The 18106-nt window shown below is 41.9% G+C and carries 14 protein-coding genes and 1 pseudogene; 11 read left to right on the forward strand and 4 right to left on the reverse strand.

Annotated features, from left to right (window positions below; all coding sequences use genetic code 11):
* Positions 1–4 precede the first annotated feature (4 nt).
* Positions 5–754, forward strand: a complete 750-nt coding sequence (locus tag CBM24_RS06575; protein WP_070567496.1) for a DeoR/GlpR family DNA-binding transcription regulator — start codon at positions 5–7, stop codon at positions 752–754.
* 169 nt (positions 755–923) lie between these two features.
* Here the strand turns inward: CBM24_RS06575 and cobA are convergent, their stop codons facing one another.
* Positions 924–1685, reverse strand: coding sequence for a uroporphyrinogen-III C-methyltransferase (gene cobA, locus CBM24_RS06580; RefSeq protein WP_070567494.1), 762 nt, complete (start codon positions 1683–1685; stop codon positions 924–926).
* 200 nt (positions 1686–1885) lie between these two features.
* On the opposite strand from cobA, the gene nirB reads away from it, so the two are divergent.
* From nirB to CBM24_RS06600, 4 genes are read left to right on the forward strand one after another with little or no spacing between them, the layout of a single operon-like run.
* On the forward strand, positions 1886–4402 hold the full coding sequence (gene nirB, locus CBM24_RS06585; RefSeq protein WP_088160604.1) for a nitrite reductase large subunit NirB: 2517 nt from the start codon (positions 1886–1888) through the stop codon (positions 4400–4402).
* Positions 4403–4436: 34 nt separating this feature from the next.
* On the forward strand, positions 4437–4784 hold the full coding sequence (nirD, locus tag CBM24_RS06590) for a nitrite reductase small subunit NirD (protein ID WP_088160605.1): 348 nt from the start codon (positions 4437–4439) through the stop codon (positions 4782–4784).
* Positions 4785–4831: 47 nt separating this feature from the next.
* Positions 4832–5644, forward strand: a complete 813-nt coding sequence (locus CBM24_RS06595; protein ID WP_070567490.1) for a formate/nitrite transporter family protein — start codon at positions 4832–4834, stop codon at positions 5642–5644.
* A gap of 30 nt (positions 5645–5674) precedes the next feature.
* Positions 5675–6052, forward strand: a complete 378-nt coding sequence (locus tag CBM24_RS06600; protein ID WP_232475702.1) for a hypothetical protein — start codon at positions 5675–5677, stop codon at positions 6050–6052.
* Between the two features lie 49 nt (positions 6053–6101).
* Here the strand turns inward: CBM24_RS06600 and CBM24_RS06605 are convergent, their stop codons facing one another.
* Together CBM24_RS06605 and CBM24_RS06610 are read right to left on the reverse strand one after the other, a co-directional pair.
* Positions 6102–6812, reverse strand: coding sequence for a Crp/Fnr family transcriptional regulator (locus CBM24_RS06605; protein WP_070567486.1), 711 nt, complete (start codon positions 6810–6812; stop codon positions 6102–6104).
* Between the two features lie 380 nt (positions 6813–7192).
* Entirely contained in the window at positions 7193–7747 is a 555-nt protein-coding gene (locus tag CBM24_RS06610; RefSeq protein WP_088163473.1) for an SMI1/KNR4 family protein, read from the reverse strand.
* 233 nt (positions 7748–7980) lie between these two features.
* Between CBM24_RS06610 and CBM24_RS06615 the strand changes: the two genes are divergently transcribed.
* The 6 genes and pseudogenes from CBM24_RS06615 (at position 7981) to CBM24_RS06640 (ending at position 16537) form a co-directional block, all read left to right on the forward strand.
* Positions 7981–8505 carry a hypothetical protein gene (locus CBM24_RS06615; RefSeq protein ID WP_145329227.1) on the forward strand — a complete coding sequence of 175 codons (525 nt, stop codon included), beginning with the start codon at positions 7981–7983 and terminating at the stop codon, positions 8503–8505.
* Positions 8506–8866: 361 nt separating this feature from the next.
* Entirely contained in the window at positions 8867–9328 is a 462-nt protein-coding gene (locus CBM24_RS06620; RefSeq protein ID WP_088160607.1) for a redoxin domain-containing protein, read from the forward strand.
* Between the two features lie 2 nt (positions 9329–9330).
* Positions 9331–9840, forward strand: a complete 510-nt coding sequence (locus tag CBM24_RS06625; protein ID WP_088160608.1) for a DsbA family protein — start codon at positions 9331–9333, stop codon at positions 9838–9840.
* A gap of 267 nt (positions 9841–10107) precedes the next feature.
* Positions 10108–10897: pseudogene (locus CBM24_RS06630) on the forward strand (alpha/beta fold hydrolase).
* Positions 10898–11521: 624 nt separating this feature from the next.
* Entirely contained in the window at positions 11522–14758 is a 3237-nt protein-coding gene (locus CBM24_RS06635; RefSeq protein WP_088160609.1) for a SusC/RagA family TonB-linked outer membrane protein, read from the forward strand.
* Positions 14759–14770: 12 nt separating this feature from the next.
* Entirely contained in the window at positions 14771–16537 is a 1767-nt protein-coding gene (locus CBM24_RS06640; RefSeq protein WP_088160610.1) for a RagB/SusD family nutrient uptake outer membrane protein, read from the forward strand.
* A 106-nt stretch (positions 16538–16643) separates the two neighbouring features.
* Here the strand turns inward: CBM24_RS06640 and CBM24_RS06645 are convergent, their stop codons facing one another.
* Positions 16644–18053, reverse strand: coding sequence for an alpha-L-fucosidase (locus CBM24_RS06645; protein ID WP_088160611.1), 1410 nt, complete (start codon positions 18051–18053; stop codon positions 16644–16646).
* Positions 18054–18106 lie beyond the last annotated feature (53 nt).

Here is an 18106-nt window from a genome sequence, read left to right on the forward strand (position 1 = left end):
TCGCATGTTAAAAGAAGAACGTTTTGAGATAATCCTCCGCGAATTAGCGGTCCGGAGGAAGGTGAAATTTGAAGAGCTGGCGGTGTTGTTGGCGGTATCGGAAGATACCATCCGCCGCGATATAGACCTTCTCTATCGGAACGGCTTGCTTTCCAAGACCAGGGGCGGTGCTATACTGCGAGAAAAAGATCCACTGACTTTCCAGGATAGGCAATCGTTTCTGACCAAAGAAAAAGATATTATCGCATTAAAAGTACAGCCGTTTCTGAAAGATGGCATGACTCTTTTTGTGGATGGTGGCACCACGACGCGGGCCGTAGTGAATGCTATGCCATTGGATATCCGGGTTCGGATGGTTACAAATAATTTTTCCATCGTGCCACTGCTCGAGAAGTTCAAAAATGTGGAACTTATTTTTTTGGGTGGTCATTTTGAACCCGATCTGGCTGTAACTTCAGGCATCACAACCTGTATGGAAGTTGCTAAGTATAATGCCGATATCTTTATCATGGGAACTTGTGCTGTAGATCCTGAGCTCGGTGTTTCGGCGGCGTCAGCTGCAGATGGAGAAACCAAAAAGATGATGGTTCAATGTGCAAAGAAAACAATAGCCTTAGCCAGCCAGAATAAGCTATATCAAGGTGAACTGTTTAGGGTGTGTCCAATAGATTCGCTCACGGCATTGATCACCGACCTGGACTCAAATGATTCCGAATTGAATCTCTTTAGAAATATGGACCTGCAGATTGTCTAGCCAATTGACAGCGACAAATCTGACGAGATTTGGTAGATGATATAAAGCTTCCAAATAATAATAATATTAAAGTCTTCGCAGGTATTGATGACCTTTGTCTGTTTTAGTCCGGCAATAAAGTGGATAATAATAGGCTTTACTTATATTTCAAGTAACGCTATAATCGATCCTAAATAATGCGCCGCTGTTCGGCAGCAACTGTCAATGTTTGCTGCAGATCCACTACGTCGCCGATGATAATGATAGCAGGATGCCCTATCTGATGCTCCTTGCTTATTCTGACGAGATCCTTGACTTTGCAACGCACCTGTCTTTGTTGCGGCAAGCTCGCATGTTGTATAATTGCTGCGGCTGTTTCTCCTTTGCTGTGCAAAACATAGGTGCGTGCTATTTCATCGAGCTTACGCATTCCCATATAGATGACTACAGTAGATCTGCTCTGAACTGCCAGGGCCAGATCGGCAGATAGGGATCCGTCCTTTTTCATACCTGTTAATGCCCATACGCCTTCACTTACACCACGATGTGTCAGCGGAATATCATTGAGGCCGGCGCCTTGCATGCTGCTGATGCCCGGAATGTAGGTCATGTTAATTGATCTGTTTTGTACGGTAAGCCATTCTTCAAAGCCGCGCCCAAAAAGATAGGGATCGCCACCTTTAAGCCGTACCACTCTTTCGTATCTTTCGCAATAGTGAAGGATGAGCCTATTGATTTCTTCCTGGGGCACGTATTTTCCGTAAGGATGCTTGCCGACATAGTGTTTTAAACAGTTTTTATCTGCTATTTGAAGGATTTCTTTATTAATTAAGTTGTCATATAAGATCACTTGTGCATTTTCTATTGCTTTATATGCTTTCAGGGTGAGTAATTCGGGGTCTCCAGGGCCAGATCCTACAATAAATAACGATGTTGTGCTTAATTTTTCCATGTTATTGTTGTTTTTGTTGTTGAATTATATGTAAATCTATTAAAAAATCTGATATAAATCATAAAAACTACAATTATTTACAGTTTTTTATTGAAAAAATATTACTAAAATCATATTTATTTTGATTTTTTAATTTTTTATTGCATAAATTAGTGTTGTTAAAATATTAAATTGAATTTTTATCATAAAAAATAGCAGTTATGGAAAGAAAAAAGGTTGTTATTGTTGGTAATGGTATGGTCGGTAATAAGTTTTGTGAAAAATTAAAGCAGAAAATAAACGATCTGGAAATAATTGTGTTTTCAGAAGAGCCGATACGAGCTTATGATCGTGTTCATTTGACAGATTACTTCAAAATTTCGTCTATTGACGAGCTTTTCTTGTTAAAAAATGAGTGGTATTTGGAAAATAATGTAAAAATTCATTTAGATGATCCAATTGTTGCTGTAAATCGATTAAAAAAAGAAGTGGAATCTCAAAAAGGTATCACAGTCAATTATGACTATCTGGTTTTTGCGACTGGTTCTGCTCCTTTTGTTCCACCGATTCCGGGCATTGAAAAGGAAGGGGTATTTCTATATCGTACCATCGAAGATCTGGATCTGATCAAAGCTTATGCGGCAAAAGCGAAGCGTGGTACAGTAATGGGCGGTGGACTTTTGGGACTCGAAGCTGCGAAAGCAATGGTGGATCTTGGTCTGGAAGAGACTGCCGTGATCGAATTTGCCCAACGCCTGATGCCGCGTCAGATTGATGATAGCGCCAGTATGTTGTTGCAACAAAAGTTGTCAGAACTAGGCTTGACCTGTTTATTGCAAAAGTCGACAAGCCAATTGCTGGGGGATGATCGCCTGACGGGGATTGCTTTTCAGGATGGTTCGTCGATAGAGACGGATTTATTGGTGATTTCAGCAGGTATACGTCCCCGTGATGAGCTGGCCAAGAAAATTGGACTGGATGTTGGTGAAAGGGGCGGAATATTGGTTAATGCGCAGATGCAGACTTCTGATCCTGTAGTTTATGCTATCGGTGAGTGTGCCTTAGTGAATGATATGATCTATGGTCTGGTAGCACCGGGCTATGAAATGGCTGAAATTGCGGCATCTCATATTGTGGGGGAAGAGAAATCCTTTAAGGGATTTGACATGAGCACCAAACTGAAACTGATGGGAGTTGATGTGGCTAGTTTTGGAGACGCTTTTATCAGTGAGCCTTATGCACGCACGATCTTATTGGAGGATCGTAATAAAGGTATTTATAAACGATTGAACGTAAGTAAAGATGGAACGCGTCTGCTGGGTGGGATACTTGTCGGGGAAGCGGCAAGTTACAACATGTTGCTTCAGATGGTCAATAATAGCCTGCCGTTGGCGGAACACCCTGAACTCCTTCTTTTTGGCCAGCAGAGCGAAAGTAAGTCGGCTTCTGCTGGTCTGGAGGCTCTTCCTGATGCGGCATTGATTTGCAGTTGCGAAGGTGTCACTAAAGCACAGATCTGTGATGCTGTGATAACTGGTCATTGTGAAAATGCAGATGCGGTAAAGAAATGTACCAAGGCTGGATCGGGATGTGGCGGCTGCGTGCCGATGGTCAAGGACCTGGTCAATTATACGATGAAACAGCAAGGAAAATATATCCGGAGTACCATCTGTGAACATTTCGATCTGAGCCGCCAGGAACTATATGACCTGATCAAGATCCATGAGCTGAAAAGTTACGATCATGTATTGGATGCGCTAGGCCGCGGACATGGCTGCGAAGTCTGTAAACCGTTGGTGTCTTCCTTGCTAGCGAGCCTTTGGAACGAGATGATTCTTGGCAAGGGTAATGATGTGGCTCAGGATAGTAATGACCGTTATTTGGCCAATATACAGAAGGGCGGGACCTATTCAGTTGTTCCGCGCATTCCGGGAGGTGAAATTACCCCAGATAAACTGATTGTTATCGGGGAAGTCGCTAAGAAGTACAGCCTATACACAAAAATTACGGGCGGACAGCGCATTGACCTATTTGGTGCACATCTCAATGATCTGCCGTTTATCTGGGAAGAACTTATTGCTGCCGGCTTTGAAAGCGGACATGCTTATGGCAAGGCACTACGGACTGTCAAAAGCTGTGTGGGCAGTACCTGGTGTCGGTTTGGGCTGCACGATAGTGTTTCTTTTGCGATACGGATAGAGGAACGTTACCGTGGTCTTCGTGCTCCACATAAGATAAAGTCGGCTGTTAGTGGTTGTATCCGCGAATGTGCCGAGGCGCAGAGTAAGGATTTTGGAATTATTGCGACGGAAAAAGGCTGGAACCTCTATGTGTGCGGTAATGGCGGAAGTAAGCCGCAGCATGCTTTGCTGCTTGCATCGGATATCGATAGTGAAACCTGTATCCGTTACATTGACCGTTTCCTGATGTTTTATATCCGCACTGCGGATCCGCTGACCCGGACTGCTACCTGGCTCAATAAAATGGAAGGCGGAATAGATTATTTAAGGAATGTTGTGGTAGAGGATGGCCTGGGTATGGGGGAGGCCTGGGAGCAGGATATGCAGCTGCTTGTCGATAGTTATCGCTGTGAATGGAAGGTAGCAGTGGAGAATCCGGAAATTCGCAAACGCTTTGTCCACTTTGTTAATGCACCCGAAGAGAAGGATGAAACTGTTCGCTTTGACAGCTTTCGCGGACAAAAAAAAGCTGCTGATTGGAACGTCAGTACCTATTAAATATAAAATCGCTAAACCTTTTAATTGAAATCATATGAATACGCAAATTGACATGAAATGGCTGAAGGCTTGTCGGGTAGAAGATGCTATTGAAAATGGTGGAGTCTGTCTTAAATTGAATAACGAACAGGTGGCGCTGTTTTATTTCGCCCGCCGCAATGAGTGGTATGCCACACAAAATGAATGTCCGCATAAACGGCAGATGATTTTAAGCCGCGGTATGCTGGGCTCTTTGGGTGAAACACCTAAAGTCGCTTGTCCGTTCCATAAGAAAACCTTTGCGTTGGATACAGGCGAATGTCTTTCGGGTGACGAATGTGCCATTAAGACTTATCCTGTGAAGGTGGAGAACGGAAGTGTTTTTATTGGGATGACTGCTTAGGAGAAATAAAAATAATTGAATCTAAAACCTTTTAAAACAAAAATACGATGGATTATATTAGCCCTAAAGAGGTAGCTGGTGCCATGATGAACACCGCTATCTACAAATCTTCGCTTCCGGTCAAAGATCTACTGATACGGGGAGCATTGTCAGGTGCCTTATTGGCAATTTCTGTTACACTCGCACTTTTGGCCACTTCGCAGACAGGATTGGGATTAGTCGGTGCATTCGTTTTTCCTGTAGGGTTTGTTATTATCGTCATCCTCGGTTTGGAATTGGTGACAGGCAGCTTCTCTCTCGTGCCTTTAGCCTGGTTTGAAGGTAAAATCAATTTTAAGGCTATGGCCAATAATTTACTCTGGGTTTTTCTAGGCAACTTGCTTGGAAGTGTCCTCTTTGCGATTTTATTTTGGGCTGCTAGTACAGAAACTGGACATTCGAGCCAGCTCGGAAACATCGAACAGAGCCTGATCCTGATCAGCGAAAAGAAAACGCTTGGATACAGCGCCCATGGTGCAGCAGGCTTGTTTTCGGCTTTTGTTAAAGCTATTTTGTGTAATTGGATGGTCTGTATGGGGGTGGTGATGTCCATGACGTCTAAGTCTACTCTTGGCAAAATACTGGCTGCAGGTATTCCGATCTTTATATTCTTTGCATTAGGCTATGAGCACGCAGTGGTCAATATGTTTGTGATTCCTGCCGGGATGATGTTCGGTGCAAAAGTGACTATCTCCGACTGGTGGCTGTGCAATCAGCTGATTGTAACAGCTGGAAATATTGTCGGCGGATTGCTGTTTACAGGGATGGCTATCTATTATACCTATCATCAAAAAGAAAAAGTGTCGACTTCACAAAACTAGATTTTTATGCATCAGATAAAACAAGTATTCATGTTACTTCTATTGTTAGCTATTAGCATGGAGTCTTACAGTCAGGAAAAAACAGTCAAAGGGAGTTTGTTTGAGGGAATTGTCGTGGCAGGATACGCTGATCATGGTGCTTATATCAATTGTACTGGACCAGCGGTGAAATATATATTCAGCCCGAAAAGTTGCCTGTTGTTGGGTTTATTGCCGAGCTTAAAACTTAAAGAAGATAAGGTTGAAGCAGGGAAGCCAAAGAATTCCTGGGTCACCCCGTCTCTAGGCTTTGGTCTGACGGCCGTATTCCGGCATATTGCTATTCAGCTGCCCGCATTTTACGCGGCGAAAACGGGTACTGCTGATGGCAAGTGGCGTTTGGGGGTCGGTTTAGGCTATAAATTTTAGTGTGATGTATTTTTAGGGAAGTATATGGATTGGGGAGTCGTTAGCCGTCTTAGGCTGTTTCACTCCCCATATTTTCTTCCGAAAGATCATGCAAAAGCTGGAAGTTTTTAATAAAGATATTTTTTTTGTCCATCGCTATCGCCTCTAGATCGATAAGTTCACCTAGCATGCGGTAAACGGTCTCGTAAGTAGTGCCTACATAGGACGAAAGATCTTTTTTACTCAAGGTGAGACCGATATATCCGTCCATGTTTTCCTCGCCAAAAATACGGTAGAGTAACAATAAGCTCCAAGCAAGTCGGTTTTTAACAGGAAGCTGTGTCAGGTTGGTCATTTTTTGCTCAGAAAGATGTAGTTCGTCGGCAAAAAATAACATCAGCCGATAGCTCAATTCGGGATTTATGCGCAGTGTGGACAGAAAAAATGGCAGTTCCACGAAGCAGAGCTGCGTGACATCCAAGGTAGTTGCCGAAATGGGATAGACGGTTTGTTCAGTACTGATACCGCGATGGCCTACGATATCTCCCTTTTTTGCAAAACGAACAATGGTTTCCTTATCTCCAAGATTGCGGTGAACTTTGACAAGTCCAGACTGGACAAAATAAATACCCCGAACCGATTGCCCTTCGGTAATAAACTGCTCGCCTTTTTTCAATCTGATATTTGTGCGGTGCAGGTCGATTTGCCCAAGCCAGTCTTGTAGGACATAACGGCACATAAGGCAGGAGTGGTCGCAAGTATTTACTTTTTTCGATTTCATGAAGGCCTGATTCGTATAACGGACGGTGTGTTATCTGTCCAAAGTTATTATCTATTCGTTTAAATTCCTATTTTACCTTCTATAAAAACAGTATATCTTTTGATTTTAACTTATTAATGTGTGGAACTGGATGAAATTTTGCATCTCCATTATGGTTGGCATCTTGTTGATGCTGTCATTTGAAATCAGCATTTATTGTTTTCTTCGGTTTAGTGTAAAGACCAATAGTATGATGAAGCTAAGGATTTATTTAATTTTTGTTACTCTTTATTGTATGTTGACGCTGTTTTTATCCTGTGGTTCCAAAGAGAAACAGCGGGAAAAGGTATAATAAATTTAAAAATTCATCGAGAGAAAAAAATGAGGGCGATGAGTTTCTGTTAGTCCACCTTAAACCGTTTGGGATATTCGCCTGTGGTATCTAGGCTAAAAAAATCATCGAATTTTTCTTTAGGCGTATGGGCATAATAGTCGTTAAGTAGCCCTAAAAAACCTTCGAGGTTAGGTGCAATAACATTCCGGTCATTTTCTTTATTCCAGTATTCAATCAATTGACCTGCCTGTCCGGTAAAGATGCCACCTAGATCATAGCAGATATAACTTCCACCGCCGTTGTGGAATATAGGGATCCAACGTTCATTCCACCAGTTTTCGATTTCAAAGTCCATACCAATCATATTTGTCAATTCCTGCGCTGTATCCAGCGCCTCTTCTAGTGGGATGAAAGTCGAATTGTTAACAAAGGCTTCATAACTTGTATTGCGCTGCCCATTTTTCCAGCGATAGAGTGCTTTAAGATCATGAGGTATTTCAATATCATATTTCTGTTCAAGGGCCCTAAAATCTTCTGCCGATAACGGGGATTGTAGATAGGTATACAGTTCAGGTCTTAGATTTTGGATATAACTGTCTAATGTCGCTAGCGTCTGTTGCATAATCGTCGATTTTTGATGCATTCCTAAAGTTAGTCATAATTGGCTGAGTATGCGAATTATCATGTGCGCTAAGGATCGTAAGAAAAGTTAAAAATGTTAATAATTATTTAATGGGAATTAGTGTAAATTTATGTCAGCATAAAGCTGTAGCTATGTTCATTATTGGATAAAACGATAGCAGATGTTCAAGTGTTATTTATGCAGGTATCCTTTTTATAATTTACTGAATACGGATGAAAAAGATCGAACTAGTCCCACGTGTTGGGATTCAAATTGAAGGTATTGGTCAGGTTAATCTCGGTGCGGGCCGTGCTGAAGTTCAAAATGTACTTGGTGCTCCTTCAGATGCGCTGGACGACCAATATTATTATGATGAACTCGAATTGAGACTTGATTTTAATGATCAGGGAACATTGGAATTTATAGAAAGCATCAATGGACCCTATCCAGAAAAAACTGAAATCAGTATCTATGGTGTTAATCCGTTTCAGGTCGAAGCGACCGAACTTGTAAGCATCCTGCGTGATAAAAATGCGGGTGAGGTTGATGATGCCGAAGCGGGATATTGCTATACATTTTTAAATAGCTCTGTTGGTGTCTGGAGACAGATTACTGAAGAGGATGTTCAGGAGGAGATTGAGGAAATCAAAGCCGATGGCGAATACGAAGACAATGCGGATATGCTGCTGGAGGACCTTAAAAAGTCAAAGTTCTTTTGGACGATTGGCATTGGCGTAGCGGGATATTACGCGGAATAAAGATAAATAATCTACTGAAAAGTTGCCTAAACTCTAAGGGCTTTGTTGGACATTCTTTTTGAAGAGCTTACTGAACGACTGTGGATGTTCGAGACTGAGACCTTGCCCTTTGGAAGCGCCAGTGATGAACCATACCTTTTGTGATTTCATGTTTTTTTGTTTTTAAATAAATTGATGATACAAAGATGGCCGATCCACCGATTTTGGAGGTAGGCAGATCAACGGATCTTGTAGTCAGATCGTGGATAAGCTATTTTTTCTTTAAAACAATTTTTGCTTTTAAGTGCTTTATTTAAAGGTGATGCAGATCTATTTTAAGGTTGTGCAGCATGAATGGTAGTTAAACTTTAAAGACGTTGATATGTTAAACAAAAATGATGTTGCCCCTGATTTTACCTTGTATGCGACACCCGATCAAAAAATTAGCTTATCAGAATTCAAGGGGCATAATGTGATCTTGGCATTTTATCCGGCAGATTGGAGTCCGGTATGTAGCGATCAGATGGCCTTATATAATGAAATGCTCAAATATTTCAAGAAATATGATGCGGAGATTATGGGTATCTCCGTTGACAGCAAATGGTGCCATATGGCCTTTGCGCAATCCCGAAAGCTGCATTTTCCACTTTTAGCCGATTTTGAAGCTAAAGGCGAGGTCGCCAAGAAGTATGGTGTTTACGATGAAGAGGAAGGGGAGTGCAAGCGCGCACTTTTTGTGATTGATAAGGAGGGCGTTATCGCTTGGAGTTATCTGTCTCCGACTGCGGTCAATCCGGGTGCAGACGGTATCATCGAAGCATTGGAGAATCTTAAATCAAAATAATTATGTCATTGAAACCGAAGGTCAGCAATGCTGACCATATATTGGGAAATGGCCAGGCTGATCTGACCATTGTTGAATATGGGGATTACCAATGTCCGCATTGTGGTGCAGCTCATCCAATTATAAAAGAAATGATGGCCGAACTGGGAAGCCAGATCAGGTTTGTATTCCGCAATTTTCCGCTTTCGGAGATGCACCCCTATGCAAAACCCGCAGCATTGGCGGCGGAGGCTGCAGCACTGCAAGGGAAATTTTGGGAGATGCATGATGCCATTTTTGAAAACCAAAACTTGCTGAGCGAAAGATTGCTGCTGGATATCGCCGAGCAACTGGATTTGGACATGTCGAAGTTCAAATCTGATTTGCAGGACGAAGCGTTGCAGGATCGCGTGGATGGCGATTTTGAAAGTGGTATGCTGAGCGGCGTTAATGGGACACCGACATTTTTTGTTAATGGACAGAAATTTGACGGTGGAGCGGAAGATTTGGTTCAAATATTAGGTGAAAACTGAATATATGAATACTATTTAAACACAGGTGAGCACACGACGAGAAGTCTCTTGCAGGATAATAGATCATATCGTAAAAACGAATGAATCTGTTGTATAAATAACGAAATATCGTTGTTTTTAAATTGACTTTTAATTTTTTAATATACTTAAATACAGTTGTATATGTTTGTTGGACTATGAATTGCAATCCAATTAACATATCATGTAAACAATAAAATTCTTAAACTATTCATCATGGCAACATTCAAAGTTTAAGACGGAACAGAAATTTATTACAAGGACTGGGGAACTGGACAACCGATTGTATTTCATCATGGTTGGCCTTTATCCAGCGACGATTGGGACGCGCAGTTGATGTACTTCCTCGAAAAAGGATACCGTGTGATCGCACACGATCGCCGGGGTCATGGTCGCTCGACACAGACGGCAACGGGAAATGAGATGGATACCTATGCGTCGGATATTGCACAATTGGTAGAAGCATTGGATTTAAAAGATGCCATCCATATTGGTCACTCAACAGGTGGTGGCGAGGTCGTTCGCTACATAACCAATCACAGTACTTCTCGGGTTTCAAAAGCTGTATTGATCAGTGCGGTTACCCCGACCATGGCTAAGAGTGCTACAAATCCCGATGGTGTACCAATGGAGGTTTTTGACGAAATAAGATTGAATGCTGCAACACGTAGACAGCAGTATTTTCAGGATTTTCCCCTCGCTTTTTATGGCTATAACCACGATGGCGCGAATGTACAACAAGGCGTGATGGACAACTGGTGGCGGCAAGGGATGATGGGCGGTATTAAGGCTCACTATGATTGTATCATAGCTTTCTCTGAAACTGATTTTACGGAAGAACTTAAAAAAGTAGAAATTCCTGTCTTAGTATTGCATGGTGAAGATGATCAGATCGTACCGATTGATATAACGGGCAGAAGAGCGGCTAAGTTAGTCCAAAATGGTACTTTAATTACCTATCCCGGTTTCCACATGGAATGCCTACTACAGAAGGGATACCATCAATAAAGATATCCTGGCTTTTATTAGCGAAAAATAAGCGCATACAAAAAAAACGATAACAAAAAGATGCTGCCTTGAAAAAATACTCGAGGCGGCATCTTTTTGTTATGCTATCTTGGGCCTATTTCTATTGGTCACTTCGGCTGGAAGGAAAGTAACAGATGAGCATTGCTATTCCGGCAAATGCAATTGAGCTTAACCCAAGTTCTTTACCTAAATAGGCTCCTGCCAGACAGCCAGCAAAAAATCCAGTATGGCAATGTTATTGTCCGTATTGCCCAAATCGGTGTAAAAAGTTTTTGAAGTATTTCCATCTTTCCAGTGTCTAGCTGTTCATTGAACTAGTTCAAGAAAAACGGGAAAGAAAAAATGTACTAAACAATGGATCTTGCGGAATCCCTTCGCGGTCCATTAACGTATTTCTGGATGCTGAAAATGAGACTTTAGGTTTTTGAATTGAATAGATTAACTTTTAGGTGTGTCAATACTTGTTTTTATGATTTATGTTATCTAAAAGATAAGTTTTGATTATTTAATGGTGTGCTAAACCTGTTTAGGTAGTAATGTTGTTGATATTAATTAAATATTTGTTAACATTACGGTAAATTATAAACCAAGTCAAAGCATCAACTTTGAAGCAAAATTCTAAACCAGACTAAAAATGCAAAAAACATTACTAATCAGTATGGCATTGGGTCTCTCATACCCCACTTGGGCTAATGTAGAGCGCGATTATGTCAAATTGAATCAAGAGGTGCACAGTATTGCAGTTCAATCTACCGTGAAAGGGGTGGTGAAAGACAAAAACGGAACAACCTTGTCCGGAATTACCATTACCAATTTAACCAGCCAAAAAACAACCTCAACGAATGTAGCGGGGCAGTTCACGATTGAAGCCACTATAGGGCAAAGACTCAAATTGACAGGGATAGGCTATAGTGAAAAGATCGTCAGCGTGACGGCAGGGCAGATCGATATCATCATGGAATCTAAAGATACCGAACTGGAGGAAGTTGTGGTGGTCGGTTATGGTACGCAGAAAAAAGTGAATCTTACCGGTGCAGTAGACCAAGTGGGATCGGAAGCTTTTGAGGGACGCGTACTGGGTAATGCAAGCCAGATGCTCCAAGGTGTAATTCCCAACTTGAATGTAACCCCAGCAGATGGTAAGCCCAATCGTGCACCAAGTTTCAATATCCGTGGGACAACTTCCATTGGTCAGGGTGGAAGTGCACTTGTGCTTATTGATGGTGTCGAGGGTGACCTTTCGGCGATCAATCCCAATGATATTGAAAGTGTAACTACACTCAAAGATGCGGCTTCATCTGCGATTTACGGCTCCCGCGGTACCTTCGGGGTAGTTTTGGTTACAACGAAACGTGCCAAGTCCGGAAAAACTTCGATCAATTATTCTGGAAGTGGCTCCTTCCAAAAACCTGTAACCTTGCCCAAATTTGTGACAGATGGTTACGAATATGCTTCGCATTTCTTTACAGCCTATAATGCCTGGAACAATTATTCATCGATTCCGAGCAAGCTCAACAAGACACAGATCTTTACAACAGATTGGCTGGAAGAATTTAAGAGAAGAAAAGAACAGGGCATTACTGAACAGGTTACAGTAGACGATAAGGGTAATTATGTATACTACGGTAATGAAGATTATTATGGCATGCTGATCAAGGATAATACGTTTGTCCAGGATCACAACCTGTCCATCAGTGGTAATTCAGAAAAAATGAATTACTATATTTCCGGACGTGCTTACGATTATAATGGTATGTACCGCTATAATAGCGATAAATATAAAACCTATAATACGCGTGCAAAAGCCGGCCTTCAGGTGACAGAATGGTTGCGGATAAGCAATAATATCGATTTTAATTATGCCAAATACAGAGACCCATCGACTGCTGGCGAAGGTGGAAATATCTGGCGCAATATTGCCGATGAGGGACACCCTTCTTCGCCGATCTTTAACCCTGATGGATCTATGAGCTTCTCTGCAGCCTATACAGTAGGGGATTTTATCTATGGTAAAAATGGTACGAATACGGCTAATCAGGATCTCCGCAATACAACTTCTTTCGAGACTAAGTTTTTCAACAATACGTTCCGCATTAAAGGGGATCTGACTTTTAGAAATCGCGATTTTAATTCGGTAAGAGTCCGTGTGCCTGTTCCGTATAGCACACAGGAGGGAAAAATGTTGCGGTTGGAAACAAGTATGAACGACAATATTTATCAGGTAGACCAACGCTATCGTTACTTGTTTGGAAATCTATACAGTGAATATGAACGCACAATAGGCGATCATTATTTTAAAGGTTTGCTCGGATACAATTATGAACAGCGTACGTATAATTCAACCTATATTACCAAAACAGGTCTACTCAATGATGATGTTGAAAATATCAACCTGGCAGTAGGGCAGAATACCACAGCGACAGCGGGATATAACAAGTACCGTAATGTCGGGGTATTTATGCGTGCCAATTATATTTTCAAGGACCGTTACCTTTTTGAATTCAATGGCCGCTACGATGGTTCGTCCAAATTTCCGACAAACCAACGATGGGGACTATTCCCTTCTGCATCCGTGGGCTGGCGTATTTCTGAAGAGCCATTCTTCCAGGTGGACAAAAGAGCCCTTTCCGATCTGAAGCTAAGAGCGTCCTATGGGTCATTGGGTAATGGTAATGTCGATCCGTATTCCTATTTGGATATTTACGAAATCAAGATTATGGATCGGGTATTGAACGGACAGAAGCCGGCATATACCTCGGTGCCTAAGGTGATCCCGGATAACTTAACCTGGGAAACGGCACGCACGGCAAACTTAGGTCTTGATCTATCGTCTTTAAATGGAAAACTGACTTTTACAGGCGATATCTATCAACGCAAGACCTTAAATATGTATACCTTAGGTGTAGCTTTGCCTGACATCTTTGGTGCGGAGTCGCCGAAAGGAAACTATGCTGACATGACCACAAAAGGTTTTGAAGTGAGCTTGACTTATAAGGATAGATTCGATCTGAACGGTAGTCCTTTCAATTGGTCCGTAAGGGGTACTTTGGCTGATTATAGATCCAATATAGACCGTTACGAAAATAAAGAGGGTTTAATCAAAGATGGATCCTATTATGAAGGTCAGCGAATCGGTGAAATATGGGGCTATGTAACGCAGGGTTTATTTCAGAATCAGGCGGAAATTGATGGTGCTGCAAAACAAAAATTGATCAAATCGTCAAACAATGGTACAATATATCCAGGTGACGTACGTTTTGCGGATCTAAATGGTGATGGTGTAATTGATTATGGAAATAATACGATTTATAGCCATGGTGACAGAACTGTAATCGGTAATGCCGATCCACGATATATCTATAGTTTTAACCTTAATCTGGATTGGCAAGGTATTTATTTCTCGTCTTTCTTCCAGGGTGTGGGTAAGCAGAATTGGTACCCGAGCAATGAATCTATTTTTTGGGGGCAATACAATCGACCTTACAACAACTTGCCGGAATGGCACCTCAACAATTATTGGACTGAAGACAATCCAAACGGTTATTTTCCTCGTTATGCTGGGTACAATGAATCTATCAAAACAACGCCACAGACAAGATATCTTCAGAACGTTGCCTATATACGGATGAAAAATATACAGATCGGATATAGTTTTCCTAAATCTGTAACCAACAGGTTAAAAATCAGTAGTCTTCGGGCTGGACTTTCGGGCGAAAACTTATGGACCTGGTCGCCTCTTTACAAAAAAACGAAGGATCTCGATGTCGGTAATCTGGGCAAATCTGATCCGGAGATCGGAACGGGTTCTGGCGACGGATTTAACTATCCGATTATGAAGAGTGTTAGTTTTAATTTATCTATTGGCTTATAGTTTTTTATTATCATGAAAAAATTATTTTATATACCTATTGTTGCGCTTTTGTTCTCCTCCTGTGAACTAAACGAGCTGCCGAAGGCAGGTGCCACCGAGGAGGATATTTTCGGGAGCGAAAGTGGATTAAAAAATTACAGCAACTCATTCTATCGGAATATTACCTCTGGTAGTGACGCTTATAAAGGTGACGCTATGGCTGACTATTCGGCCGTAAATAACCTCAATGATTTTATGGTCGGCGGCGCTTACAGTGCTGAGATCAGTTCGGGGTGGTCCTGGACTACCCTGCGTAATATCAACCAATTGATAGCTAAATGTAATAGTCCCAAATTGAGCGATGCCATCAAAAATAATTATATCGGCTTAGCCCGCTTTTTCAGAGCTTGGTTCTATTATGAGAAAGTAGTTCGTTTTGGCGATGTGCCTTGGGTAGATCACCCTTTGGCGGTTGATGAGACGGATATTCTTAAAGCACCACGGGATTCGCGCGAAGTGGTCATGAAACACATCATGGAAGATCTGGACTTTGCCTACGCCAATATCACAAATACGGCGGGCGACGGTAGTACGGTTAATAAATGGACAGCACTGGGTTTGAAGACCCGAATCGCGCTGTTCGAAGGAACATTTCGTAAATACCAAAAGCTCAATTTGGCTACACAGCCGGAAGTATTTTTCCAGATGGCGGTAGACGCTGGCAAGATTTTAATGGAAAATGGTCCTTATGGGCTTAATATCTCCGCAGATCCTAAAACATCACAGCGACAGTTGTTTACCAGTAATACTCCAGTGACAAAAGAGGTTATGTTGGCCGTAACTTTCAGTAAAGATCTTGCGCTTTTGAACGACGCCAACTGGTGGTGGACATCTGCAACCTACGGTCCACGTTTAAGTTTGGTAAGGCCTTTTATCAATAGTTTTTTGAATGTTGACGGTACTCCTTATACGGATAGACCGAACTTTCAGACTGAGGAATTCTATGAGGAGTGTCAAAATCGCGACTTGCGCTTGGCGCAGTTGATCCGGACGCCAGGATATTCCCGTAATGGACAGCCTGCTCCCCCAAATTTTGCAAGTTTTACTTATACGGGGTATCAACCGATCAAGTATACTTTAGACGATCCCTATTACGACAATGGCGGTTACAATACCAATGCAGTTCCTTTAATGCGTTACGCTGAAATATTATTAAACTATGCTGAAGCGAAACAGGAACTAGGTACTTTCAATGATGCGGATTGGTCGAAAACTATTGGAGCATTACGTTCAAGGGCTGGAATAACAAGTGGAACGAATACACTGCCAACCAAAGTGGATACCTACTTGAAAAATACATTCTTCCCGGAAGTCAATAGCCCCGTGCTTTTAGAAATACGTCGTGAAAGACAGGTGGAATTAGCCCTGGAGGGTTTCCGTTTCAATGATTTGAAGCGATGGAAACTTGGACCGCTTATGGCAAATTTGCCTTGGACGGGAATTTATATCCCTGCTTTAGATAAGCTGATTGATATCGACCACAATGGAACTCCAGATGTTGTGTTCTATGATGGAAGTAAATCAGCTCCTTCGATAACTGTTCCTGCAGGAGTAGCCAAGGTGGCTATAGGGGGTAAAAGTACCAATTTCCAGACAATGACTTCGGACAATCACCTGGAATGGTTTAAAGCTGTGAAGCGCACTTGGGATGACAACAACAAGCAATACCTTTACCCAATTCCGTCTGCAGCGATTGTGCTGAACGGAAATCTGACACAAAACCCAGGTTGGAGTAAATAGGAATTTAACTTATTAGTCCCAATAAAAGAAGGCTCCTTGCATTGCAAGGAGCCTCTTTTTACTACTAAGGGTGTATTGTTCAGTTTGATGAAAGTTTTTTGGCTTGTTAGCGTCTTTCTTGGTAAACGCCGATTTCGTTTACGACCGCATGGCCTTTTTCTGGTTTAATGCTGAAGCGTAATTTTTGTCCCAGTACTTCATCAAAGTGGAAGATCTTGATGCGGCCCTGTTGTACCGCTGTAACCGCGATAGGATGCCATTTTCCATCTTTCAGATAGGATAAGTTATACTGTGAAGGATTGTCTTTTCCTTCGGTAATAACAACACTATTGAAAGCTTTACTACGTTCAAAATCCAATTCATACCATACTTCACCTTTGACTGCCGGATTGGAGACCCAGGCACTACCAAAGTTATCGTCGTTGGCAAAATCCATAATGTTCATATCTTCGCTCCAGCTACTGTATGAAGGTACTTGTTTGGCCATATTGTGGTCGACTATTGGTGCCTGGTAACTTGGTAATGAGTTGTAGCTGGGTTTATTTTTGTATAATGTACCGATTGTCTTCAGTGCATCAAGCGCATTTTGATCCATCAGACCATCACTATTTGGTGCTACATTGAGCATAAAGTTGCAATACGCGTTGTTGTACGGAATTACAAATTTCTCGACCAATTCATTGACATTTTTAACTGGGGTGTTCGGAAACGATGTTTTCCAGAACCAATTTTGCTGTAAGGGAAGACAGGCCATTGCCGGCAATTTGTTATGCTCCTTGGAGATAAATTGACCCGCGCCTTGTTCGTACGATTTGATATCGGTGTAAAACAACGCATCACCGGGGTATTTTGCCGAATTGAGATCCATCAACAAACATTTCGGTTGGAGTGATTTGACAAGATAATAGATGTCATCGAAAGGAACATCATCGTACGAAATACGCGACCAAGGGGCGTCCCATCCATCAATGACCAAGGCGTCGATTTCTCCGTATTGGGTCAACAATTCCGTCAGCTGATCTTTGATCAATTGGATATGCGCTTTGGTAATGGTATGTGGACGTATGCCCTGATGCATATCCAAAATGGAATAATAAAGCATAACACGCAAACCATTTTTGCGGAAAGCATCCGTAAATTCTTTAACAACATCACGATGTAAAGGCGTGTTCATTACATTATAATCTGTTGTTTTGGTATTCCAGATCGGGAAGCCACTATGGTGCTTGGTGGTTAGGCAACCATAGCTCATATTGGCCGATTTGGCAGCTTTAGCCCATTGATCTGCGTTGAGCTTCGGAGATTTGAACAGTTCAAGTGCGGCATTGGGATCGGACCAGTCTTGTTCCATAAAAGTTGGCATGCCATAATGGATGAACATACCGAATCCAAGATTGACAAAGTCGAGCTGACTCTGCTCAAGGACCTTCTTTGAAAAACCGGATTGTGCCAATAACGTGTTGCCCAGTAAAAGAAAAGATAGGCAGTAAAGTAGGGGCTGTGAAATTTTGGACATAATTTGCTAAGTTGTTATGTTGTAAAGATAGGTCAAGGTTGTGTTATTTAAGC

Source organism: Sphingobacterium sp. G1-14, assembly GCF_002196555.1.
Lineage (GTDB): Bacteria > Bacteroidota > Bacteroidia > Sphingobacteriales > Sphingobacteriaceae > Sphingobacterium > Sphingobacterium siyangense.

Bases quoted from the DNA above. Each gene is read 5' to 3' on its own strand.
- CBM24_RS06575 (WP_070567496.1), top strand. From the start codon at position 5: ATGTTAAAAGAAGAACGTTTTGAGATAATCCTCCGCGAATTAGCGGTC.
- cobA (WP_070567494.1), bottom strand. From the start codon at position 1,685: ATGGAAAAATTAAGCACAACATCGTTATTTATTGTAGGATCTGGCCCT.
- nirB (WP_088160604.1), top strand. From the start codon at position 1,886: ATGGAAAGAAAAAAGGTTGTTATTGTTGGTAATGGTATGGTCGGTAAT.
- nirD (WP_088160605.1), top strand. From the start codon at position 4,437: ATGAATACGCAAATTGACATGAAATGGCTGAAGGCTTGTCGGGTAGAA.
- CBM24_RS06595 (WP_070567490.1), top strand. From the start codon at position 4,832: ATGGATTATATTAGCCCTAAAGAGGTAGCTGGTGCCATGATGAACACC.
- CBM24_RS06600 (WP_232475702.1), top strand. From the start codon at position 5,675: ATGTTACTTCTATTGTTAGCTATTAGCATGGAGTCTTACAGTCAGGAA.
- CBM24_RS06605 (WP_070567486.1), bottom strand. From the start codon at position 6,812: ATGAAATCGAAAAAAGTAAATACTTGCGACCACTCCTGCCTTATGTGC.
- CBM24_RS06610 (WP_088163473.1), bottom strand. From the start codon at position 7,747: ATGCAACAGACGCTAGCGACATTAGACAGTTATATCCAAAATCTAAGA.
- CBM24_RS06615 (WP_145329227.1), top strand. From the start codon at position 7,981: ATGAAAAAGATCGAACTAGTCCCACGTGTTGGGATTCAAATTGAAGGT.
- CBM24_RS06620 (WP_088160607.1), top strand. From the start codon at position 8,867: ATGTTAAACAAAAATGATGTTGCCCCTGATTTTACCTTGTATGCGACA.
- CBM24_RS06625 (WP_088160608.1), top strand. From the start codon at position 9,331: ATGTCATTGAAACCGAAGGTCAGCAATGCTGACCATATATTGGGAAAT.
- CBM24_RS06635 (WP_088160609.1), top strand. From the start codon at position 11,522: ATGCAAAAAACATTACTAATCAGTATGGCATTGGGTCTCTCATACCCC.
- CBM24_RS06640 (WP_088160610.1), top strand. From the start codon at position 14,771: ATGAAAAAATTATTTTATATACCTATTGTTGCGCTTTTGTTCTCCTCC.
- CBM24_RS06645 (WP_088160611.1), bottom strand. From the start codon at position 18,053: ATGTCCAAAATTTCACAGCCCCTACTTTACTGCCTATCTTTTCTTTTA.